20 protein-coding genes are annotated in these 20,528 nt (G+C 73.2%); 6 read left to right on the forward strand and 14 right to left on the reverse strand.

The annotated features are described in order from the left end of the window. The first annotated feature begins 92 nt into the window (after window positions 1-92). Window positions 93-989 carry a fumarylacetoacetate hydrolase family protein gene (locus tag ACFU9A_RS04205; protein ID WP_430574010.1) on the forward strand — a complete coding sequence of 299 codons (897 nt, stop codon included), beginning with the start codon at window positions 93-95 and terminating at the stop codon, window positions 987-989. A gap of 1 nt (window position 990) precedes the next feature. Beyond that, a complete protein-coding gene (locus ACFU9A_RS04210; protein ID WP_430574011.1) occupies window positions 991-1,440 on the forward strand; it encodes an RbsD/FucU domain-containing protein in 450 nt (149 codons plus the stop codon). Between the two features lie 36 nt (window positions 1,441-1,476). Here the strand turns inward: ACFU9A_RS04210 and ACFU9A_RS04215 are convergent, their stop codons facing one another. Then, window positions 1,477-1,950: a DUF4188 domain-containing protein gene (locus ACFU9A_RS04215; protein ID WP_430574012.1), complete on the reverse strand. Its 474-nt coding sequence runs from the start codon at window positions 1,948-1,950 to the stop codon at window positions 1,477-1,479. Window positions 1,951-2,036: 86 nt separating this feature from the next. Here ACFU9A_RS04215 and ACFU9A_RS04220 point away from each other — a divergent pair, with 86 nt between their 5' ends. Together ACFU9A_RS04220 and ACFU9A_RS04225 are read left to right on the forward strand one after the other, a co-directional pair. After that, window positions 2,037-2,699 (forward strand): MerR family transcriptional regulator, encoded by a 663-nt coding sequence (locus tag ACFU9A_RS04220; RefSeq protein ID WP_430574013.1) that lies wholly within the window; start codon window positions 2,037-2,039, stop codon window positions 2,697-2,699. A gap of 64 nt (window positions 2,700-2,763) precedes the next feature. Beyond that, window positions 2,764-3,624 (forward strand): phosphotransferase enzyme family protein, encoded by an 861-nt coding sequence (locus ACFU9A_RS04225; protein ID WP_430575337.1) that lies wholly within the window; start codon window positions 2,764-2,766, stop codon window positions 3,622-3,624. A gap of 3 nt (window positions 3,625-3,627) precedes the next feature. On the opposite strand, the gene ACFU9A_RS04230 is transcribed toward ACFU9A_RS04225, so the two are convergent. From ACFU9A_RS04230 to ACFU9A_RS04245, 4 genes are all read right to left on the reverse strand, one after another. Next, a complete protein-coding gene (locus tag ACFU9A_RS04230; RefSeq protein WP_430574014.1) occupies window positions 3,628-4,344 on the reverse strand; it encodes a FadR/GntR family transcriptional regulator in 717 nt (238 codons plus the stop codon). 86 nt (window positions 4,345-4,430) lie between these two features. Beyond that, complete coding sequence (locus tag ACFU9A_RS04235; RefSeq protein WP_430575338.1) at window positions 4,431-5,057, reverse strand: superoxide dismutase; 627 nt, start codon at window positions 5,055-5,057, stop codon at window positions 4,431-4,433. A 93-nt stretch (window positions 5,058-5,150) separates the two neighbouring features. Next, window positions 5,151-6,473 carry an L-fuconate dehydratase gene (locus ACFU9A_RS04240; RefSeq protein ID WP_430574015.1) on the reverse strand — a complete coding sequence of 441 codons (1,323 nt, stop codon included), beginning with the start codon at window positions 6,471-6,473 and terminating at the stop codon, window positions 5,151-5,153. Window positions 6,474-6,675: 202 nt separating this feature from the next. Then, window positions 6,676-10,479, reverse strand: a complete 3,804-nt coding sequence (locus tag ACFU9A_RS04245) for an Ig-like domain-containing protein (RefSeq protein WP_430574016.1) — start codon at window positions 10,477-10,479, stop codon at window positions 6,676-6,678. A 170-nt stretch (window positions 10,480-10,649) separates the two neighbouring features. Here ACFU9A_RS04245 and ACFU9A_RS04250 point away from each other — a divergent pair, with 170 nt between their 5' ends. Both ACFU9A_RS04250 and ACFU9A_RS04255 read left to right on the forward strand, forming a co-directional pair. Beyond that, entirely contained in the window at window positions 10,650-11,294 is a 645-nt protein-coding gene (locus tag ACFU9A_RS04250) for an SGNH/GDSL hydrolase family protein (protein WP_430574017.1), read from the forward strand. Next, window positions 11,291-11,989 carry a GntR family transcriptional regulator gene (locus ACFU9A_RS04255; protein WP_430574018.1) on the forward strand — a complete coding sequence of 233 codons (699 nt, stop codon included), beginning with the start codon at window positions 11,291-11,293 and terminating at the stop codon, window positions 11,987-11,989. Before ACFU9A_RS04250 ends, ACFU9A_RS04255 begins: the two co-directional genes overlap by 4 nt. A 9-nt stretch (window positions 11,990-11,998) precedes the next feature. On the opposite strand, the gene ACFU9A_RS04260 is transcribed toward ACFU9A_RS04255, so the two are convergent. The 9 genes from ACFU9A_RS04260 to ACFU9A_RS04300 form a co-directional block, all read right to left on the reverse strand. After that, a complete protein-coding gene (locus tag ACFU9A_RS04260) occupies window positions 11,999-12,556 on the reverse strand; it encodes a GrpB family protein (RefSeq protein ID WP_430574019.1) in 558 nt (185 codons plus the stop codon). After that, complete coding sequence (locus ACFU9A_RS04265) at window positions 12,553-13,104, reverse strand: GNAT family N-acetyltransferase (protein ID WP_430574020.1); 552 nt, start codon at window positions 13,102-13,104, stop codon at window positions 12,553-12,555. Before ACFU9A_RS04265 ends, ACFU9A_RS04260 begins: the two co-directional genes overlap by 4 nt. A gap of 114 nt (window positions 13,105-13,218) precedes the next feature. Next, window positions 13,219-13,803: a hypothetical protein gene (locus ACFU9A_RS04270; protein ID WP_430574021.1), complete on the reverse strand. Its 585-nt coding sequence runs from the start codon at window positions 13,801-13,803 to the stop codon at window positions 13,219-13,221. 36 nt (window positions 13,804-13,839) lie between these two features. Next, a complete protein-coding gene (locus tag ACFU9A_RS04275) occupies window positions 13,840-14,724 on the reverse strand; it encodes an amidohydrolase family protein (RefSeq protein WP_430574022.1) in 885 nt (294 codons plus the stop codon). Between the two features lie 53 nt (window positions 14,725-14,777). Beyond that, window positions 14,778-15,767 carry an aldo/keto reductase gene (locus tag ACFU9A_RS04280; RefSeq protein ID WP_430574023.1) on the reverse strand — a complete coding sequence of 330 codons (990 nt, stop codon included), beginning with the start codon at window positions 15,765-15,767 and terminating at the stop codon, window positions 14,778-14,780. Continuing rightward, window positions 15,737-16,600, reverse strand: a complete 864-nt coding sequence (locus tag ACFU9A_RS04285; protein ID WP_430574024.1) for a ribonuclease activity regulator RraA — start codon at window positions 16,598-16,600, stop codon at window positions 15,737-15,739. Before ACFU9A_RS04285 ends, ACFU9A_RS04280 begins: the two co-directional genes overlap by 31 nt. Before the next feature lie 2 nt (window positions 16,601-16,602). After that, window positions 16,603-18,597 carry a hypothetical protein gene (locus tag ACFU9A_RS04290; protein ID WP_430574025.1) on the reverse strand — a complete coding sequence of 665 codons (1,995 nt, stop codon included), beginning with the start codon at window positions 18,595-18,597 and terminating at the stop codon, window positions 16,603-16,605. A 5-nt stretch (window positions 18,598-18,602) separates the two neighbouring features. Continuing rightward, window positions 18,603-19,556: a carbohydrate ABC transporter permease gene (locus ACFU9A_RS04295; protein WP_430574026.1), complete on the reverse strand. Its 954-nt coding sequence runs from the start codon at window positions 19,554-19,556 to the stop codon at window positions 18,603-18,605. Next, window positions 19,556-20,497, reverse strand: a complete 942-nt coding sequence (locus tag ACFU9A_RS04300) for a carbohydrate ABC transporter permease (RefSeq protein WP_430574027.1) — start codon at window positions 20,495-20,497, stop codon at window positions 19,556-19,558. Before ACFU9A_RS04300 ends, ACFU9A_RS04295 begins: the two co-directional genes overlap by 1 nt. Window positions 20,498-20,528: the final 31 nt, after the last annotated feature.

Below are 20,528 nucleotides of genomic sequence, written 5' to 3' on the forward strand. Positions count from 1 at the left end.
CCCCCGCCCGCCCGCATGGCGGGACGGATGTGACCGAGCGGCGACCCGGGCGCATGATCGATGCGCCCCCCAGAGAGAACTAGAGGACACCGATGCAGCTGCTCCGCCTGGGCCCGGTGGGCCAGGAGATCCCCGCCGTCACCCACGACGGCGTCACCTACGACCTGCGACCCGTGACCGCCGGCATCCCCGGCAGCCACGACGTCGACGGCGCGTTCCTCGCCGCCGACGGCATCGCCCGCACCCGGGCCGCGCTGGCGGCCGGCGAGCTCCCCGTGCTCGAGGGCGCGGACGCCCTGCGCGTGGGCGCGCCGATCGCGCGCCCCGCCGCAGTCGTGTGCGTGGGCCAGAACTACGCCGCGCACGCGCGGGAGTCGGGCGCGGAGCCCCCGCGCCTGCCGATCATCTTCTTCAAGCACCCCAACACGGTGGTCGGCCCCGACGACACGGTGCCGATCCCGCCCGGGTCGGACAAGGTCGACTGGGAGGTCGAGCTCGCGATCGTCGTCGGCAAGCAGGCCAGCTACCTGCCGTCCGTCGAGGCGGCCCGCGACCACGTCGCCGGGTACACCGTGGTGGACGACGTGAGCGAGCGGGCCTGGCAGCTCGACGACTCGCTCGGCCAGTGGTCGAAGGGCAAGTGCGGCCCCGCGTTCCTGCCCACCGGCCCCGCGCTGGTGCCCGCGGACGAGGTGGACCCCGCCGACCTGCGGCTGCGGTCGTTCGTCAACGGCGAGCCCCGCCAGGACTCGTCCACGACCGACATGATCTTCGACGTCGCGGCGATCGTGCACCACCTGTCGCAGTACATGACGCTCGAGGCGGGCGACCTGATCTGCACCGGCACCCCCGAGGGCGTCGCGCTGTCCGGCCGCTTCCCGTACCTCGCCGACGGCGACGTCGTCGAGGTCGAGATCGAGGGGCTCGGCCGCCAGCGCCACGCCTTCGCCTCCGCGCAGGTCCCGGCCGCGTCGTCGGTCCCCGCCTGACGTGCTGCGCTACGAGCTGCTGCACCCGGGCCTCGTCGCGGCGCTCGCCGCGGCGGGGCACGGGTCGCGCGTCCTGCTGGCCGACGCGAACTACCCGCACTCCACGGGCGCGCGGCCCGGCGCGGCGCGCGTGCACCTCAACCTGCGCCCCGGCCTGCTGACCGTGGACCAGGTGCTCGAGGTGCTCCTCGACGCCGTCCCGGTCGAGTCGGCGTCGGTCATGGTCCCCGGCGGGGTGGCGGGCGACGTCGTCGCCGCGGGCGAGGACATCCCCGCCCACACCGGCTACCGGGCGATGCTCGGGCCCGACGTCGGCTGGGACGAGCTGGACCGGTTCGCGTTCTACGACGCCGCCCGGTCCGACGACGTCGCCCTGCTCGTCGCCACCGGCGACCAGCGCGTGTACGCGAACCTGCTGCTCACCCTCGGGGTCCGCGCCCCGGAGGTGTAGCGCGCCGGGCCCGGTGGCGACGCCGTACCTCGGCCGCTACCGGGTCCGGTGCCGCAGACGCTCACGGGCGGTGCGTCCACGCCGCCCCGCGGCGACGACGCCGGTGGCCTTGGCCAGCCCGAACGGCGGCATGTCCGCGTAGAGGCTCTCGTGGCCGCCGGCGGGCACGGCGTACGTCTCGTGCCAGACCCCGACCGCGCCGGGGACGCGCCGGGCCTTGCGGTAGAAGGCGAGCCACGCCGGGCGGTGCCGGTGGTCGTCCGCGTTGGCGTAGCGGTAGATGTCCGCGACGCTGCGCCAGTACTGGACGACGGTGACCCCCCGGGTGCCCACCAGGGTGCGCGAGTGGAGGAGCCCCGAGGCGGGGTCGTCGTGGAGCTCCGCGAGCATCGGTCCCATGGCGGCCAGCGCCGGGACCCAGGCGTCGGGGCGCCAGGGCTTGTTGATCCGGGCGCCGATGAGGAAGACGGCGACGTCGTCCTCGTGCGCGTGCGTGGTCAGGGTGACCATGATGACTCCTTCGCATATTGGGGAGTCGAACTATCCAATATTGGATACTGCTACTCTCCAATGTCAAGAGGCGGAAGGGGTGCGGGATGCGGATCTCAGCGCTGGCCGACCGGACCGGGGTCGCGGTCGCGACGCTCAAGTACTACCTGCGGGAGGGGCTGCTGCACCCCGGCACGCCGACCTCGCGGACCCAGGCCGTGTACGACGACGAGCACGTGGAGCGGGTCCTCCTGGTGCGTGCGCTGATCGGGTCCGCGGGGCTGAGCCTGGCCGCCGTCCGCGAGGTGCTCGCGGTCCTCGACGACCCGCCCGGCTCGCGCCACGACCTGCTCGGCACCACCCAGCGGGCCCTGCTGCGGGAGGAGACGGGAGCCGGCGACGGCACAGGTGCGACACCCGCGGGCGAGGACGACGACGACCCCTGGACCGAGCAGGCGCTGGCGCTCGTCGCCGCCCAGGGATGGTTTCGCGACCCGATCCTGGTGCGGCGGCTCGCGAACCAGCTGCGCGCCGCCTCCGCCGCCGGGGTGGCGTGCGTCGACGAGCAGCTCGTCGCGCTGGCGGAGGCCGCCGACCTCATCGCGACGTCGGACCTGCGCACCGTGCCCGAGGACGCGGCCGGTGCGGCGCGCCAGGTGGTCGTCGGGACCCTGCTCACCGACCCGGTGATCCTCACGCTGCGGCGCTTCGCGCAGCAGCACGCGAGCGGGGGCGCCGCCGCCTCGGGCCGGGCGGGCGCCTCGCGCTGACGCGCGTCCACGACGAAAGAGCTGGGCGCCCGCGCGCCGCGATGCCAGGATCCTTCGTGTGGAGATGCCCGACCTGGCGCGTGCGACCGACGCCGCCATCGCGATCGCCGCGTCGCTGGGCCTGCCGGCCGACGACGCGATCGTGCTCCACAACTCCAACAAGCTCGCGCTGCGCCTGGAGCCGTGCGGGGTGATGGCGCGGGTCGCGCACGTGGGGGAGGAGGTCGCGGAGCTCGAGGTCGACGTCGCGCGACAGCTCGCCGACCGGGGGTCTCCCGTCGCAGCCCTGGCGCCGCCCCGGGACGGACCGGCGGTCCACGTCCGCGACGGGTTCGCGGTGACGCTGTGGGTGTACTACGAGCCGGCGGCGCCCGCCGTCGCGCCGGGCGCCTACGCCCGGGCGCTGGGGCGGCTGCACGCCGGGATGCGCGCCGTCGACGGGGCCTTTCCCCGGTTCACCGACCGGATCGCCGAGGCGGAACGGGTCGTCGCGGAGCCCGAGCTCTCCCCGGGGCTGCCCGACGACGAGCGCGCGTTCCTCGGCGGCAGGCTGCGGCGGCTGCACGAGGCGGTCGAGGGGACCGGGCGGGAGCAGCTGCTCCACGGCGAGCCCCATCCGGGCAACCTGCTGAGCACCCACGACGGCCCGCTGTTCATCGACCTCGAGACGTGCTGTCGCGGGCCCGTGGAGTTCGACCTCGCGCACGTCCCCACCCGGGTCGCCGAGCACTACCCGGGTGTCGACCGCGAGCTCCTCGACCGCTGCCGCGAGCTGGTGCTCGCGATGGTGGCGGCGTGGCGCTGGGAGAAGGGGGACCAGTTCCCCGACGGGCGGCGCTTCGGGGACGAGCTCCTCCGCGTGCTGCGGGCCGGCCCGCCGTGGCCCACCCTCGACGGGGTGGTCCCGCGGCCGGTCGGACCGTAGCGGTCAGTCCTCCGCGCCGTCCGCGTCGTCCGTGTCCTCCGCGCCCGGGAGCGTCTCCTCGACGTCCAGGAGGTGCGCGGCCATGCGGACCCGGGCGGCCTCGGCGTCGCCGGCGGCCAGCGCCCGCCAGATGGCCTCGTGGTCGCGCAGGGTGCGCTCCTCCACGCCGGCCTCGTGCCGGCTGCGCCAGCGGCGCTCGCGGACGGTGCGGCCCTCCAGCGCCTCGACGAGCGCCTCCAGCACGGGGTTGCCGGCCTGGGCGGCGACGATGCGGTGGAAGGCGACGTCGGCGGCCATGAACGCCTCGTGGTCCACGGTGCGCCGCGCGACGACGGCGGCCGTGTCGTCCAGCACGGCGCGGGCCTCGGCGACGGCCTCGGGGGTGATGCGGTGGGCCGCCAGGCCGGCGGCCTCGGTCTCGAGCACCCGCCGCACGGCGTGGAACGGGCGGGCGCTGGTGTCGCCGTGCAGGTCGACGACGAACTGCAGCGAGGACATCAGCCGCGCCGGGTCGAGGCTGGTGACGTAGGTGCCGTCGCCCTGCCGGGTGTCGAGGACGCCGAGCACGGTGAGCGCGCGCACGCCCTCCCGCAGGGACCCGCGGGAGACGCCGAGGCGGTCGGCGAGGTCCTTCTCCACGGGGAGCCGGTCGCCGGGGCCGAGCTCTCCGTCGACGATCATGCGGCGGACGCCGTCGACGACCTCATCGGTGCGGGACATGCCGTGGAGTATGGCGCAGTTCGCGCCGCGGCGCACCGATTCATCAGAGGAATCGGTGCGCCGCGGCGTCGAGCGACGGGCCTGCGTCAGGCGGGGACGATCAGGCCGGCGGTCTGGGTGCGGGCGCGCTGCAGGCGGGCGGCGACGTCCTGCCAGTTGGCGATGTTCCAGACGGCCTTGACGTAGTCGGCCTTGACGTTGAGGTAGTCGAGGTAGAAGGCGTGCTCCCACATGTCGAGCATGAACAGCGGGGTGATGCCGACGGGCACGTTGGCCTGCTGGTCGAAGAGCTGGAAGATCGCGAGGCGTCGGCCGATGGAGTCCCAGCCGAGGACGGCCCAGCCGGAGCCCTGGATGCCGGTGGCGACGGCGGCGAACTGGGCCTGGAAGGCGGCGAAGGTGCCGAAGGCGTCCTTGATGGCCTCGGCGAGCTCGCCCTCGGGCTCGCCGCCGCCCTCGGGGGACAGGTTGTGCCAGAAGACGGTGTGGTTGGTGTGGCCGCCGAGGTTGAACGCGAGGTTCTTCTCGTGCAGGTTCACCGCGGCGTTGTCGCCGGACTCGCGGGCCTCGGCGAGCTTGTCGAGGGCGGTGTTGGCGCCCGCGACGTAGGCCGCGTGGTGCTTGTCGTGGTGCAGCTCCATGATCTTGCCGCTGATGTGCGGCTCCAGGGCGCTGTAGTCGTACGGCAGGTCGGGCAGGGTGTAGACGGACATCTCGTTCCCTTCGGCGAAGCTGGTGTCGTTGCTGGTCACGCTACGACCTGAACCCTTGTTGAGGTCAACGTGTTCCTGCGGACGTGTCCCAGGTCACGACGCCCAGGCGGCGCCTTCCGGGTAGCGGAACTCGGCCACGGATCCCGGGTGCATCTGCGTGGAGTACCCCGGTGCGGTGGGCACGACGTACGACACGCCCTCGCCGAAGTCCCGCACCAGGCACGGGTCGGTGAAGTGCTCGTGCAGGTGGTCGACGAACTCGGTGATCCGCCCGTCCAGCGACCCGGAGACGGCCACGTAGTCGAGCACGGACACGTGCTGCACCATCTCGCACAGGCCGACTCCGCCGGCGTGCGGGCAGACGGGGACGCCGAACTTCGCGGCGAGCAGCAGCACCGAGACGATCTCGTTGACGCTGGCGAGGCGGCCGGTGTCGAGCTGGCAGTAGTCGGTGGCCCCGGCCTGGAAGAGCTGCTTGAACATCACGCGGTTGTGGCAGTGCTCGCCGGTGGCGACGCGCACGGGGGCGACGCCCTCGCGCACGGCGGCGTGGCCGAGGACGTCGTCGGGCGACGTGGGCTCCTCGATCCACAGCGGGTCGAACTGCTGGAGCGCCCGCACCCACTCGATCGCCTCCGGCACGTCCCACACCTGGTTGGCGTCGATCATCAGCGTGAGGTCCGGGCCGACGACCTCGCGCGCGATCCCGAGCCGGCGCACGTCGTCCTCGAGGCGGGCGCCGACCTTGAGCTTCACGTGCCGGTAGCCGGCGTCCACGGCCTCCTGGGTGAGGCGGCGCAGCTTGTCGTCGTCGTACCCGAGCCAGCCGGCCGACGTCGTGTACGCGGGGTAGCCGCGGCGCTCCAGGTGCGCGATCCGCTCGGCCTTGCCGGGCTCCGCGGCGCGCAGGATCTCCAGCGCCTCGTCGCGGGTGAGCGCGTCGGAGAGGTACCGCAGGTCGGCGACGTCGACCAGCTCCTCGGGCGTCATGTCCGCGAGCAGCCGCCACACGGGCTTGCCGGCGCGGCGCCCGGCGAGGTCCCACGCGGCGTTGAGGACGGCGGCGAGCGACAGGTGCACGACGCCCTTCTCCGGCCCGAGCCAGCGCAGCTGGCTGTCGGCGGTGAGCTCGCGGTACGTGGCGCCCATGTCGCCGACCACCTCGTCGACGTCGCGCCCGACGAGCAGGTCGGCCTGGTGGCGCGCGGCGAGGGCGACGACGTCGGTGCCGCGGCCGATGGTGAACGTCAGGCCGTGGCCGGCCAGCGGCGCGCCCTCGGTGTCCGTGCCGTCGGTGCGCAGGACGACGTACACGGCCGAGTAGTCGGCGTCGGCGTTCATGGCGTCCGAGCCGTCGGCGGTGCGGGACGTCGGGAAGCGGACGTCGGTGATCTCGACGTCGGTGATGGTGGGCATGCGCACCTCTTCGTGGCGACGGGAAACATCGGATGACTGATCGCCAAACTAGCGGGCGTACACGGGCACGGCAAGCCTCGTGCCATGCCGAAGGGGTCAGAGGTTGGAGGATTCAATCCGATCGCCCTCCCCTTCGAGCACGGGATCCGTACCGCCATCCGGGTGGTTGGCGGTACGGATCCCGTGCTCGAAGGGGACTCGGTCAGCTCGCGGGGGAGATGCTCATCTCGCCCGCGGGGCCCTGCCGGTAGACGGTGAAGTACCCGTCGGTGGCGAGGGCGTTGTCGGCCGTGTCGTCGAGGTAGCTCCACACCGGCTCGCCGTCGACGCGGAGCACCACGCGGATGCCGCCCTCCACGGCCACGGCACCGAACGTGACGTCGTGGGTCGAGTTGGGCTCGATCACCGTGTTGGGGAACGTGTCGATCATGAAGACGTCGGGCTTCCACCGCTGCATCTCGATGACGTCCTCCTTGATGACCACCAGGTAACCCGAGCTGCTGTTGGTCCACACCGGGGTGCCGGCGGTCTTGGACCGCACGGAGAACCCGAACCAGCCGCCGTTGTAGTCGCCCACGGAGGTCGTGAACCGCAGCAGCTCGTCGCCGAACTTCTTCGGCGCGAAGCCCCAGGCGCCGCGCGGCGCCAGGTGCGCGGCGCCGTCGGACACCGTCACGCCCTCGCCCGGTGCCCACGCCGCCGGGTCGAGGATCTCGGCGCCGAGGTCGGTCACCGGGTGCTCAGCCGCCTGCACCGTCACGGTGGACGTCGCGGCGAGCCCGGGCACCACGGTCGACGTGGCGGTGACGGTGGCCGTCCCCGCCGCGCGGCCGCGGACGGTGCCCTTGGCGTCGACGGTCGCGACGGACTCGTCGCTCGACGTCCACTCCAGGCCGGTGCGGGTGGCGTCCGCGGGCGTGAACGACGGGGCGATCACGCGGGTCTCGCCCGGCTCGATCGTCGCGGCCGACGGCGCCAGCGTCAGCCCGTCGGGGTCGACGCCCACCAGGGAGAACGACACGTCGTCGAAGTCCAGGGCGGTGAAGCCCTGCACGTAGAAGCCGACCTTGCCGGCTGCCTTCGGGGCCGGGTTGGCGCCCGCGACGACCTCCTCGCCGTCGACCAGCACGCGCACGCCGCCGGCCGTGACCACGACGCGCACGTCGTACTCGGTGGAGGGCTTCAGTCCCTCGCCCGCCGGGAGCTTCACCTCCTTGACCGTGCCCCACGCCGAGTCGAAGATCGTCCACGTGGACCCGGCCGCCGCGTGGCGGTACCGGACGAACCCGCCGGGCGTGGCGCCCGTGCGGTCGTAGACGAGCAGCTGCCCGCCCTCGGGCACGTCCGCCGGAGTCGTCACGGAGAAGTCGAGCGCGTACTCCGAGAGCTGGCGGTCGAGCTGGGAGTTCGCGCCGTTCTTGATGCGGTAGACGTGGTCGCCCGTGCCGTCGTCGACGATCGCGCGGTTCGGGTCCGTGGGCCAGCCGTTGCCGCCCGACTCGAAGTCCGTCGAGTGCAGCACGCCGTCGCCGGCCGCCACGGTGACGGCCATCTCGTCGCGGATGCCCGCGTCGGCCTTCGACTCGACCGTGACCGTGACCTCGCCCGGCGCGACGGCGGTGAGGATGCCGGTGGCGCTGACGGTCGCGACCTCGGGGTCGCTCGAGGTGTACGTGACGGCCTGCTGGGTGGCGTTCCACGGCACGGCCTGCGCGGCCACCGACACCTCGTCGCCGAGGGTCACGCCGAGCCGGTCGGTGGGCAGCACCAGCGACTCGAGCGCCACGGTGTCCGGCGTCTGCGACTGGCCGACGTGCCCGTCCGTGCCGATCTCGTCGAACGGGATGGCCTCGAAGCCCGGGACCTGGTCGAAGACGGGGGAGTCCGCGGTGAGCGTGTAGTCCCCGTTCGCCGCGTCGACGAACCCGGGGTCGGCGTCCGTGACCCAGTTGTCCCCGTAGTTGAGGAGCTTCTTGGTGTCCAGGGCCCCCTCGGCGTTGACGTCGGGGTTGCGGGTGCGGTTCGGGTTCCAGACGACGTTCTTGGCGAACGTGCTGTGGTCGGGGAAGTAGTGGTTGTCCTCGAAGAAGTGCCCCAGCTCGGGGTACTTGGTCAGGTACGGCGTGCCGACGAAGTCCTTGTTGTCGGCGAACACCTGCTTCCACTTCGGCATGTACACGCGGTCGACGGTGTTGCCCTCGCCGTCGCCCATCCACTGCGTGTAGTTGTCGTAGGGCACCTTGGTGTCGACGAACACGTTGTTCGTGGCGTCGATGTAGTCGGCCGAGCCGGACTTGATGGCGTCGTTGCCCATGTTCACGAAGACGTTCTGGCTGATCTCCAGGTCCCACGTGAAGTTGTCGGCGTAGATGCCCTCGATGCCGTCCTTGCCCACGCCGATGTCGTGGAAGTAGTTCTGCCGGAAGACGTGGCCGCGCTGCTGCGGCGTCTCGCCGGAGTTCATGTAGACGGCGCCCAGGTCCTGGAACGTCTTGCAGACGTCGTAGACCTCGTTCTGCTCGAACAGGTGGTCGTTGCCGTGCACGATGATGCCGGGGTGCGGCGCGTCGTTGATCTCGTTGCCGCGCGCGATGTTCCCGACGCCGTCGAACATGACGCCCGGGTTGTACGCCTTGTGGTAGTACGCGAAGTCGTGGATGTGGGAGTCCTCGACGCGGTTGCGGCCCGGGGAGAGCGTCGCCTTGTCGCCGCCCTGGAGCACGACGCCGACGCCGCCCACGTGGCGGATGTCGCTCGAGACGACGGCGTGGTCCGTGCCGCCGCGGTTCACCGGGATGCCGTCGTACGTGTACCGGCCGGGGGAGTTGATGAGCACGCCGCCGTCGGTGAAGTTCTGGACGTCGCTGTTCGAGACGGTCACGTGGCTGCCGCCGAGGATGACGGCGGCCGTGGCCCGCCCGTACTCCAGCACCAGGTCGTCGAACGTCACGTACGACGCCCCGTCCGTGCGGATCATCGGCTCGTCGAGCGTCGTGACGACGGGGGCGCCGCGCTGCGCGAGGAACGACGCGTTCGGCACCAGGTAGAGCATCCCGGCGTCGCGGTCGATGTAGTACTCGCCGGGCGCGTCGAGCTCCTCGAGCAGGTTCTGCGCGAAGTGGAAGTCCGGGTACCAGGTCTTCATCAGGCCGGACATCTCGCCGTAGCGCAGCGTGATGGTGCGCGCGTCCGTGTCGATCTTGTCGATCTTGTTGTAGGACCACTCCCAGCTCTGGCCGAAGATGCCGTCCAGCCAGACGTCCTTCGCCTGCGTCCAGTACTGGGGCCGGTCGTAGGAGTAGCTGAACGTGCCGCCACGCTCCTGCAGGTCGGCGTCGTTCTTGGTGGGGCCGGCGTCGACGATCTTGTTCATCTGGACGGTGTCCTTGGCCGCGCCGGCGTTGGGCCAGCGGGCCAGGGTCATGTCCTCGCCGTCCACGTACAGCTCCATGGGCGGCGTCGTGCTGACGTCGTTGGCCTTCCAGTAGCCGTGCCGGCTGAGCTGGCCGTAGTCGTCGATGCCGAGCGCGCCCAGGTCGATCTGCAGCACGTCGTCGCGGGCGGACGTCTCGATGATCCGGTCGAGCACGGCCTGGTCGGTGACGGCGGAGAAGCCGTCGTAGGGCAGCTCCTTGCCGCCCGTGATCGTGGCGGTCTCGCCCGGGTAGGAGGCGTAGGTGATGGGCGCGTCCTTGGTGCCCGAGTCCTCCGGGCCGAGGAGGAACGACTCCGAGCGCTCGTACGTGCCCTCGCGGAGGTACACGGTGACGCCCTTCTTGCGCTGTCCCTTCGACAGGTCGCGGATCGCGTCGCGCGCGCCCTCGAGGGTCGCCAGGGGGCGCTTCTGGTCGCCCTTGGCGCGGTCGTTCCCGCCGGGGGAGACGTAGAGGACGACGCCGGCCTTGGCCTGCGTGCCGGCGGTCGCGGGTGGGTCCGCGTGCGCCGTGGTCTGTGTCCCTGCGACGAGCAGGGACGTCAGCAGGAGTGCTGACAGGGGTCGCTTCATTGCGAGTGCTCCGACCTCTCGTGTGGTCACGGGTAGTCGGGGCGACGCGGGTGCGTCGGCCCGGATCGTCAAGCACCGGCAGGTTACATTAATCGATAATCGCTGACAATGATGTGGTGGCCGCCCCGAACCGCTACGGTCGGACCCGTCCGCCACTCGAAGGAGACCTCATGACCAGCAGCGGAACCCCCGGACGCCTCGTCTTCGTCGGGGACTCCATCACCGACGCCGGCCGCGACCGCGGCGACGCCACGTCGCTCGGCGACGGCTTCGTCGGCCTCGTCGCGCGCGCCCTGCCCGACGCCGAGGTGGTCAACGTCGGCATCGGCGGCGACCGCGCCGTCGACCTCGAGGCCCGGTGGGAGCGCGACGTCGCGCCGTCCGCCCCCGACGTCCTCACGGTGTACGTGGGGGTCAACGACACGTGGCGGCGCTTCGACGCCGGCGACCCGACGAGCGCCGAGTCGTTCGAGGCGACCTACCGGCGGCTGCTCGAGCGCGTGCCGGGCTCGCCGCGGCTCGTGCTGGTCGAGCCGTTCGTGCTGCCGGTGCGCGACGAGCAGCAGGCCTGGCTCGACGACCTGGCGGGCAAGCGGGACGTCGTGACGCGCCTGGCGGCCGAGACCGGGGCGGCCCTCGTGCCGCTGCACGGCCTGCTCACCCGGGCGGCCGAGGACGCCGGGGCGGCAGCGCTGGCACCCGACGGTGTCCACCCCACGCCCCCGGCGTCGCGGATCATCGCGGACGCCTGGCTGACCGCGTACGCTGGCGACGCACAAACGATTGTCGATAACCGGGTGGGGCAGCAGGGATGACGGACGCGCTCAGCTCGATCAGCGGCCTGGAGCGCGGGCTCCTGTCGGACCAGATCTACGACCTCGTGAAGTCGATGATCAAGACGTCGCAGCTGGCCCCGGGGGAGCAGCTCGTCGAGTCGCAGCTGGCCCGCCGCCTGCAGGTCAGCCAGGCGCCGGTGCGCGACGCCCTCAAGCGCCTCGCGCACGAGGGCCTGGTGACGCACGTGCGGCACCAGGGCAACTTCGTCGCGCAGTACTCCGAGGAGGAGGCGCAGCAGGCCAAGCAGGCCCGCGTGGCCGTCGAGGCGCTCGCCGGCCGGCTCGCCTGCGGACAGCTCGCCCCCGAGACCCGCTCCAGCCTGGAGAAGGTCATCGACGAGATGCACGGCGCGGTCGAGGCCCACGACCTGCCCGCGTTCCGCGAGCTCGACTTCGGCTTCCACCGCGCCGTCATCGAGGCCAGCGGCAACGGCTACCTGCCGCGCATGTGGGACATCATCGAGCCCAGCCTGCGGTCCATGCACCTGCTCGGCGACCCCGAGTTCACCGGCGACTGGCACCAGGTGGCCGACTGGCACCGCAGCCTGCTCGACGTGCTCGACGACGGCGACGCCGACGCCGCCTCCGCGCTCTTCGAGGCGCACGCGGCGGGCACGCTGCTCGACGCCGAGACCGGCGCGGACGCCGAGACCGCCGCCGACGAGGGTGCGTGACGGCCGACGCTAGACCCGCCAGCCCGTGGCGGAGGCCCACGCCTCCGCCCGGGCGGTGATCTCGGCGATCAGCTCGCCCTTCGCCTCGGCGTAGTGGTTCATGCTCGGCCACTCGCGGGCCGCGAGCTCGCGCTTGAGCGCGGCGTACGCGGCGCGGTCGCCGGCGTCGTGCCGCAGCCGGTCGCGGAACAGCAGGTGCAGCCGCTCCCAGTCGCTGCCCGCCGAGCAGACGTGGACGTGCACGCCCAGGTCGGGCGTGCGGACCAGGCGGTGGCCGGGCTCGCGCACGCGCAGCAGGTACCCCGCGGCGAGCAGGGCGGGGAGGTAGGCGTCCTCGTCCTCGACGTCCGGCACGCTGACGTCGATGTCGACGATCGGCTTCGCGGCGAGGCCGGGCACCGACGTCGAGCCCACGTGGTCGATCCGCACCGCGACCGGCCCGAGGGCGGCCGCGATGCGCTCGCGCTCCCGCGCGAACCGCGCGGGCCACGCGGGGTCCGGCTCGACGAGGACGATCTCGCGCCGCTCGACGCCGCCGACCAGCTCGACGTCCCGGTCGTCGCTCACGACCGCGCGAGCCACTCGGGCGCGAGCACGGACCAGATCTCGATGTCCTGCCGCACCCCGCGGTGCTCGTGGTGCTCGCGCAGCACGCCGTCGCGCTGCATCCCCAGCCGGCGGGCGACGGCGATGCTCGGCGCGTTGCCCGACGCCACCCACCACTCCACGCGGTGGATGTCGCGCTCCCGGACCGCCCAGTCGATGATGGCGGTGGCGGCCCGGGTCACCAGGCCGCGACCCGCGACGGCCGGCTCCAGCCAGCAGCCCGCCTCCGCCGTGCCCTGCGCGACGTCCATCGTGCGGAACAGGACGCCGCCCACCAGCGTGCCGTCCAGCCAGATCCCGTAGAGACGTCCGGTGTCGGTCGCCGCCTTCTGGGCGTACGCGGCGAGGAACGACCGGCTCGACTCGACGTCCGTGATCCGGTCGGGCAGGGGGACGAACCGACCCACGAACTCCCGGCCGCGGTCGATGGTCGCCAGCAGCTCCTCCGCGTGCCACGGCTCCAGCGGCCGCAGCTCCGCGCCGTCGTCCCCGAGGGACCTTGCGAACATCGTGCCTCCCTGGTCGCGGCCGGCCTCGCGCCGGCACGTCGGGATCCTCGCACGACCTCGTCCAGCACGACGTAACGATTTCTCGCCGTCCTGCCAGCACACGGCGATCAAGCGCTACGTCGACCGGCGCCTGCGTGCCAGCGGGACGAGGATCGCGTCCGCCAGCTCCGCGGCGGTCCGGTTCGACGCGTCGAGCGTGAGGTCGAACGGTTCCCCGTCGGCGACGTCGAGATGGCCGCGGGCGTTGCCCGGGTGGCGGCCGTGCGTCCGGCCTGCCTCGCGCGCCTCCACCACCGCGAGCGGGGCCGTGAGCCGCACCCACAGGACCGCGTAGCCGGCGAGGTCTCGGCGCCAGGCGGGCAGGATCGTCCGGTCGACCGGCATCTCGTCGAGGATGACGTCGTTCCCGGCGTCGAGCAGCGCCCGCACGGCTGCGCGCTGCCCGGCCAGCAGGTGTCGTCCGGCGTCGCCGTACCGGATCCGGGCGTGCGGGCTGCCGTCGTCGTCGACGGTGTCCTCGTACCAGAACCCGGGGCCGGGGCCTCGCGGGTGGCCGGTCCAGTGGTGGGGGAACATCGAGAAGAAGTGGTCGATCCCGACCACCAGGTGAGGGTCGGTCAGCCGTTCCTGGAGCTCGGCCGCCACCGCCGTCTTTCCGACGCTGGACGTGCCCACGAGCGCGACGACGTGACCCACCATGCTGCCGAGTGAACCACGCCGTAGGGGCACGAACCCCTAGGGCGCCCCGGTGCCGTAGAGCCGGTCGGCGGTACCGGACCAGACGGCGGCCGCGGCGTCGCCGTCGAGCGCGGGGAGCGCGCGGGCGGTGCGCTCGACGACGTCCGCGTACGGGGCGACGCGCGCGGACATCGGCCAGTCGCTGCCGAACAGCAGCCGGTCCGGGCCCAGCAGGTCGACGGCGGCGCGGGCGGCCGCGGCGACGCGCGCCGCCTCGTCGGGCGCGGCGCCCTCGGAGGTGGCCCGGTGCAGGCCGGACAGCTTGGCGTGCGCGCGGGGACGGGCGGCGAGGGCGGCGAGGCCGTCGCGCCAGGCCCGGTCGGGAGAGCCGGTGCCGAGGCCGAGGTGGCAGACGACGACGGCGAGGCCGGGGTGGCGGCCGGCGAGCGCCGCCACGGCGGGCAGCTGCTCCGGGCGGACGAGCGTCTCGAGCACCCGGCCGGACGCTGCCAGGCCCTCGCAGAGGGCGTCGAGCCCGTCGACGTCGGACAGGTCGGCCGCGCGGCCCGGGACGGCGAGCCGGACGCCGGCGACGGGGACGCCGCCGTCGATCACCGCCTGGGCCATGCCCGCCCAGGCGTCGGGGTCGTCGGGGCGGGCGTCGTACTGCAGCACCACCGGCCCGGGCAGCGGCCCGTGCGACGCGGCCTGCCGCGCGAGCCAGCGCGCCTCGCCCTCGGTGTCCGCGGCCTGCACGGCGACGGCGGCCCGCACCGGCACGGGGGAGGTGCCGACGGCGCGGGCGAGGTCGTCCGGGCCGACGCGCGCGGGCAGGCCGAGGTCGTCCCGGAACCACGAGATCCGCGTCTCCGTCGTGTCCCACAGGTGGACGTGCGCGTCGACGATCCCGCCCGCCGTCGTGCCGAACAGGCGGTGGTGCACGTTCTCAGGGTCGGGAACGTGCACCACCGCCTGTTCGGCGCCGGTCGGCGGGGTCACGGGCGGGTGGCGGGAGCGGGGGCGGCGATCGCGTCGAGCTCGGCCCACAGGGGGTCGGGCACGACGGCGTCGGCGGCGTCCGCGAAGACGTCCACCTCGGCGGGGGTGCGTGCGCCCACGACGACGGCCTCGACGCCGGGGACGCGCAGCGGGTAGCGGGCGGCGGCGGTCGGCAGGTCGACGCCGGCGGCCTCGCACGCGGCGGCCATGCGCAGCGCCCGGTCCACCTGGTCCGGGGACGCGGGGTGGTAGTCGAAGAACGGGGCGGCCACCGGGTCGGCGAGGACGCCGGAGTTGTAGACGCCGGCCGCGATCACCCCGACGCCGCGCTCACGGGCGGCGGGGAGGAGGTCGTCCAGGGCGGTGCGGTCCAGCAGGGTGACGCGCCCGGCGGGCATGACGACGTCCAGCACGCCGGCCGCCTCGCGCACGAACCGCGCGACGGGCTCCGTCCACACCATGCCCACGCCGACGGCGCGCACGACGCCCTGGTCGCGCAGCTCCAGCAGCGCGGGCAGCGCGCCGCGCAGGGCGGCGTCGACGTCCTCCGGGTCGTGCAGGTACAGCAGGTCGACGCGGTCGGTGCGCAGGCGCTCGAGGCTGCCCTCGAGCGACCGGAGCACGCCGTCGCGGCTGAGGTCGCCCACCGTGCCCGTGCCGGTGCCGCCGGTGGGGACGGGGACGCCGCCGGCGTCCACGATCGTCCGGCCGATCTTCGTCGCGAGGACGACGGAGTCGCGGTCGACGCCGGCCAGCGCGGCGCCGAGGCGCTGCTCGCTGACCCCGGCGCCGTAGTGCGGCGCGGTGTCGAAGAAGCGGACGCCGCGCTCGAGCGCGCGGCCGACCGTCGCCTCGGCGTCGCCCTGCGCGACCGGCGTGAACAGGTTGCCGATCGGCGCGCAGCCGAGGCCGAACGACGACGCGGCGACGGTGTCGGGCCCGTCGCCGGCCGGCGTCAGAGGGCGGAGCCCTGCGCGGAACGCCATGCCTCGAACTCCCCTCGCGTGTCGGGGGTCAGGGGGTAGTAGTCGCTCAGGCGGGCGCCCTCGTCGAGGCGCTGGCGGCTGAAGCCCTCCCACTCCTCGTGGTCCTGCGCGGAGGCGACCACCTGGTCCGCCATCGCGCGGGGCACGATGACGGGGCCGTCGTCGTCCGCGACCACGAGGTCGCCCGGCATGCAGAGCACGCCGCCGACGGCGACGGGCACGTCGAAGGCCCAGGGGAACAGCTCGGACTGCGACGCGTAGTGCGGGGTGACGCCGGTGGACCACACGGGCAGCCCGAGGTCGCGGATCTTGCCCGAGTCGCGGATGCGGCCGTCGACGACCATGCCCGCGCCGCCCTTGCGCTGGAAGTAGCGCGCGAGGATGTCGCCCACGCAGCCCGAGAACCGGCTGCCGTACGCCTGGATCACCAGCACGTCGCCGGGCTGCACCGTCTCGAGCACGTGCCAGAGGGCGGTGTGCCGCTCCACGTACTCCTGCTCGTCGCCGGCGGCGAGGTCCTCGCGCTGCGGCATGAACTGCAGGGTGAGCGCGGACCCGACAACCTGGTAGCCGGGCTTGAGCGGGCGCGGCCCCTCCACGAACGAGTGGCGGATGCCGAGGCCGTGCAGCTTGGCGCAGGCGGTCGCCGAGGACACCTGGCCCAGCCGCTCGACGGCCGCGGCGTCGGCCCGCTCGAAGGCGGGGCCGCGCACGGGCAGCGAGACGTCGGGCCGCACGAGCCCGGCGGCCGGATCGAGGCCCGTGCCGAGGCCGGCGAGGCCGGACGCGGCGGACAGGCCGTCCAGACCGGGTGTGGTCAGGGAGTCGGTCATGGTCAGGCTCCTTCGTGGTGCGGGGAGTGCGCAGTCGTGTGCTGGTGGCGCGGCGCGGCCGCGGCGGGGGCGGTGAGCAGGACGAGGTCGGCGCGGTGCGACGGCGGCAGCTCGACGAGCAGGTCGGGGGCGTCCAGGGGGACGGTCGCGGTGGTCCGCGCCCCGGCGACCCCGGCCGAGGCCGTGGACGGCCCGGGCCAGACGCCGCCGTCCTCGCCCCGCGTCACGACGCCCGTGAGCCGCTCCTCGCCGAACCGCGAGGGCCGCACCCGCACGCGCCGGGCGTGCGTGGGGGACAGGTTGACGAGGCTGAGCTCGACGCGGCCGGTGCCGTCGGCGTCGCGGTCGAGGCCGGAGACGAGCGCCGCGACGTCCGGCGGCAGCCCGGGGCGGCCCCGGTCGGCGTCGGTGTAGGCCACGGCGGCGAACGGCAGCCCGCCGTTGTACAGGGTCTGCGGGGTGCCGGTGATCAGTTGACCGAGCACCTCCGTGACGACCGGGTTGGCGCGCTGCCAGAAGTGCAGGTGCACGGTCTCGGGGTCCACGGGCTCGGCGTCCATCACGGCGACGCGGCGGGCCAGCTGGCCGAGCGCCATCGACAGCGCGCGCTCCGGGTAGTCCGGCAGCGAGCCGTCGAGGAACGCGAGCCACGGGCCCTCGTGCCCGGCCTCCACCTTGTCGCGGAACGGCCGCACCTCGTCGGAGCCGGGGATGCCGTCGAGCACGCGGTCCAGGCGCTTGCGGTCGGAGTCGTCGCGCGTCCACCACCACAGCCAGGTGGGCAGGTCGAGCTGGAGGGGGCCGTAGTCGAACCAGCCGTCGGCGCCGTACCGGTACGGGACCAGGGTGGCGGGCTCCGCGGCGTGCTCGCCGAGCCGCTCGATCCAGCTGCCGCGCAGGCTGAACGGCGTCTCGGTGACCGGCGCGGTGATCGCGTGGTCCAGCACCGTGTCGAGCATGGTGCGTACGAGGTCGAGCGGCCCGTCGTCCCTGCTGCCCGACAGGGTGCCGGACACGAACGACGCGTTGATCGCGCCGATCAGCGTGCTCATCGCCACCGAGTGCAGGCCGTGGGGCCAGGTCCAGCCGTAGTGGCCGCCGTACCAGGCGCCGTCGTGCAGGCCGCCGACGGTGCCGTCGGGCGCCACGTTGTCGGGCATGAGGCCCCCCGCCGCGGCGGCGCGCTCGCGCCAGCCGTCGACGTACCGCGCCACCCACGCGGCCGACGGGGCGTCGCCGTCGTACAGCCAGCGGTTGACCACGAGCGACGTCGCCGCGAGGTTGACGGCGGTGTCGCCGGCCGCGCGGCGCTGGAGCTCGTCGCCCATGAGCCGCGCGTGCGCCGGGTCCTCCAGGTCGGACCACCGCGTGATCCCGGGCAGCCCGTGCAGGGGGAGGCCGTACGCCTCCATGTAGTCCAGAGACGCCGGGTAGGTGAGCCACTCGGTGCCCAGGCCCGGCAGGGGCCCGCGCGCCCCGTTGTGCGGCGCGGTGACGATGTTGCGCGCGGGGTCGTAGTTGCCGTGCGCCGGGTCGGTGTACAGCGCCGCGAACCGGCGGGCGCGCCCGGCGAACCGCTCGTCGCCCGGGTCGGCGGCGCACAGCGCGTAGAAGAACAGCAGCGACTCGCCCTGGTGGAACCAGTCGTACCCGTTCTCGTACTCGCCCGTGAGCATGCCGCCCTCGGTGAGCTGCGCCGTCACGCCCTCGAAGTGGTGCTTCGCGGCGGCGAGGACCTCGTCGCTGCCGCCGAGGGCGTAGAACGCCGGCCAGTTGAAGAACGGCTCGTACAGGTCGTCCACGCCGTCGCGGTGCTCGAAGCCGCCCGCGTGCAGGATGCGCCCGTCGGGCCCGGTGTATCGGTCGGAGAACAGGCGCCAGGCGTCCTCCGTCGCGTCGAACAGGCGCCGCTCGAGCACGGCCCAGGCGGGGACCTCGTGCAGGGGGGTGGTGGGGACCCGGGGGTCGGTCGTGCGGTCGGTCGTGCTGTCGGTCATGGTGCTCAGCCCTTCGTCGCCCCGGCCACGAGGCCGCCGATGATGTGCCGCTGCATGAGCACGAAGAAGAGGATCGCGGGGCTCACCGCCAGCAGCAGGGTCGGGAAGACGGTCGTGTAGTCGGTGGAGAACTCGCCGACGGCCGCGTACACGCCCGTCGTGACGGTGTAGATGCCGGAGCTCGGGCCCAGGATGATCTGCGGGCTGACGAAGTCGTTCCAGACGCTGATCGAGTTCAGCACGACGATCGTCGCGACCACCGGCCTCATGATCGGGAAGATGCACGACCAGAACGCCCGGATCTTGCTCGCGCCGTCCAGGGCGGCGGCCTCGTCGATGTCGCGGGGCACGGTGCGCAGGTAGGCGGAGAACAGGAAGATCGTCACCGGCAGCGTCGCCGCCGTCTCGAACAGGATGAAGCCCGGGATGGTGTTGATGAGGCCCAGCACCCGCAGCACGAAGACGACGGGGATCAGCGTCACCTGGCCGGGGATGAACAGCCCGGACACGAACAGCAGCAGCAGGCCCAGGTGCCACTTGGAGCGGCCGCGCGCGATGACGTACGCGACCGGCGCGGCGAGCGCGATGCCGCACACGTTGACCAGCGCGACGAACAGGAGCGTGATGCCGTACGCCTTCACCACGTTGAACTTCTCGCTGGTGAGGGCGGCCTGCAGGTACTCGAGGCTGAAGGTGTCCGGGGTGATCGCCAGCGGCGACGCGATGATCGCGTCCTGCGGCTTGAAGGCGTTGATCACCATGATGTACAGCGGCACCAGCATGACCAGCGCGCCGAGGCCGAGCACCACCCACTTGAGGACGGTGCCCGCACCGGGGCGCTCGCGGCGCCGGCGGCGCGCCGTGCGGTGCGTTCCGGCCGAGGTCGTGCCGGGGGGCGTCGCGGTGTCCTGCGGAGCGTCGTGCGTCGTCATCTGCGTCGCCTGTGTCGTCGTCGCCATCAGTCGGCCACCTTCTTCTCCGCGCCGCGCCGGGCGACCGTCACCGCGAGCCCCAGCACCGCCGTCGCGAGCAGCAGGACGACGGACTGCGCCGCGCCGAAGCCGAGCTCGGACTGGGCGAACGAGTCGCGCAGGATCTGGTAGACGATCGTCTGGGTGGACGCGGCGGGGCCGCCGTCCGTCAGGGCCAGCACGATGTCGTAGACCTTGAGGAGCCCCACCAGCGTGAGCACGAGGTTCACGGTGAACACGGGGGCGATGAGCGGCATCGTCACGTTGCGGAACTGCTGCCACTTGGAGGCGCCGTCCACGGTGGCGGCCTCGTAGAACTCGGTGGGCACCGACTTGATGCCCGCGAGGAACAGGATCATGTTGAAGCCGAAGTGCGACCACACGATCGTGAGGATCACGCTCGCCTTCGCGAACGCGACCTCGGTGAGGAACGGCACCGGCGCGATGCCGAGGTGCCCCAGCAGGCCGTTGACGGCGCCCTCGGGGGAGAGCATCGCCGACCACAGGAACCCGATGATCAGCGCGCTGATGATGTACGGGTAGAAGAAGATCGTGCGCAGCAGCGTGTTCGCGCGGCTGTTGCCGGCGATCAGCGCCGCGATGAAGAGGCCGACGCCGTTGCACAGGATCGTGCCGAAGAACGCGACGACGGCGGTGAAGATCGCCGCGTCCACGGTGCGCGGGTTGCGGAAGGCCTCCGCGTAGTTGTCGAACCCGATGAACGTGAAGTTCAGGCTGTAGCCGTTCCAGTCGGTGAGGCTGAGCACGAACGCCAGGATCATCGGCACGATGAACATCGCGAGGAACACCAGGACGGCGGGGCCGCCCATGACGATCCCGGGGACGCGGTCGCGCCACACGCGCGCCGCGGAGCGTCGGCGCGCGGGCGCGGCCAGGCCCGTGCGCGGTGCGGTCGTGAGGGTTGCCATCGCAAGGGTCTCCGTCGTCGGTGCGGGCCCG

The sequence above is a fragment of the Isoptericola sp. NPDC057653 genome, from assembly GCF_042799955.1.
In the GTDB taxonomy this organism is placed as follows: Bacteria; Actinomycetota; Actinomycetes; order Actinomycetales; family Cellulomonadaceae; genus Isoptericola.

Coding starts and splice junctions, on each gene's coding strand:
- ACFU9A_RS04205 (WP_430574010.1), top strand. CDS start 93: ATGCAGCTGCTCCGCCTGGGCCCGGTGGGCCAGGAGATCCCCGCCGTC.
- ACFU9A_RS04215 (WP_430574012.1), bottom strand. CDS start 1,950: ATGGTCACCCTGACCACGCACGCGCACGAGGACGACGTCGCCGTCTTC.
- ACFU9A_RS04220 (WP_430574013.1), top strand. CDS start 2,037: ATGCGGATCTCAGCGCTGGCCGACCGGACCGGGGTCGCGGTCGCGACG.
- ACFU9A_RS04225 (WP_430575337.1), top strand. CDS start 2,764: ATGCCCGACCTGGCGCGTGCGACCGACGCCGCCATCGCGATCGCCGCG.
- ACFU9A_RS04230 (WP_430574014.1), bottom strand. CDS start 4,344: ATGTCCCGCACCGATGAGGTCGTCGACGGCGTCCGCCGCATGATCGTC.
- ACFU9A_RS04235 (WP_430575338.1), bottom strand. CDS start 5,057: ATGTCCGTCTACACCCTGCCCGACCTGCCGTACGACTACAGCGCCCTG.
- ACFU9A_RS04240 (WP_430574015.1), bottom strand. CDS start 6,473: ATGCCCACCATCACCGACGTCGAGATCACCGACGTCCGCTTCCCGACG.
- ACFU9A_RS04245 (WP_430574016.1), bottom strand. CDS start 10,479: ATGAAGCGACCCCTGTCAGCACTCCTGCTGACGTCCCTGCTCGTCGCA.
- ACFU9A_RS04250 (WP_430574017.1), top strand. CDS start 10,650: ATGACCAGCAGCGGAACCCCCGGACGCCTCGTCTTCGTCGGGGACTCC.
- ACFU9A_RS04255 (WP_430574018.1), top strand. CDS start 11,291: ATGACGGACGCGCTCAGCTCGATCAGCGGCCTGGAGCGCGGGCTCCTG.
- ACFU9A_RS04265 (WP_430574020.1), bottom strand. CDS start 13,104: ATGTTCGCAAGGTCCCTCGGGGACGACGGCGCGGAGCTGCGGCCGCTG.
- ACFU9A_RS04270 (WP_430574021.1), bottom strand. CDS start 13,803: ATGGTGGGTCACGTCGTCGCGCTCGTGGGCACGTCCAGCGTCGGAAAG.
- ACFU9A_RS04280 (WP_430574023.1), bottom strand. CDS start 15,767: ATGGCGTTCCGCGCAGGGCTCCGCCCTCTGACGCCGGCCGGCGACGGG.
- ACFU9A_RS04285 (WP_430574024.1), bottom strand. CDS start 16,600: ATGACCGACTCCCTGACCACACCCGGTCTGGACGGCCTGTCCGCCGCG.
- ACFU9A_RS04290 (WP_430574025.1), bottom strand. CDS start 18,597: ATGACCGACAGCACGACCGACCGCACGACCGACCCCCGGGTCCCCACC.
- ACFU9A_RS04295 (WP_430574026.1), bottom strand. CDS start 19,556: ATGGCGACGACGACACAGGCGACGCAGATGACGACGCACGACGCTCCG.
- ACFU9A_RS04300 (WP_430574027.1), bottom strand. CDS start 20,497: ATGGCAACCCTCACGACCGCACCGCGCACGGGCCTGGCCGCGCCCGCG.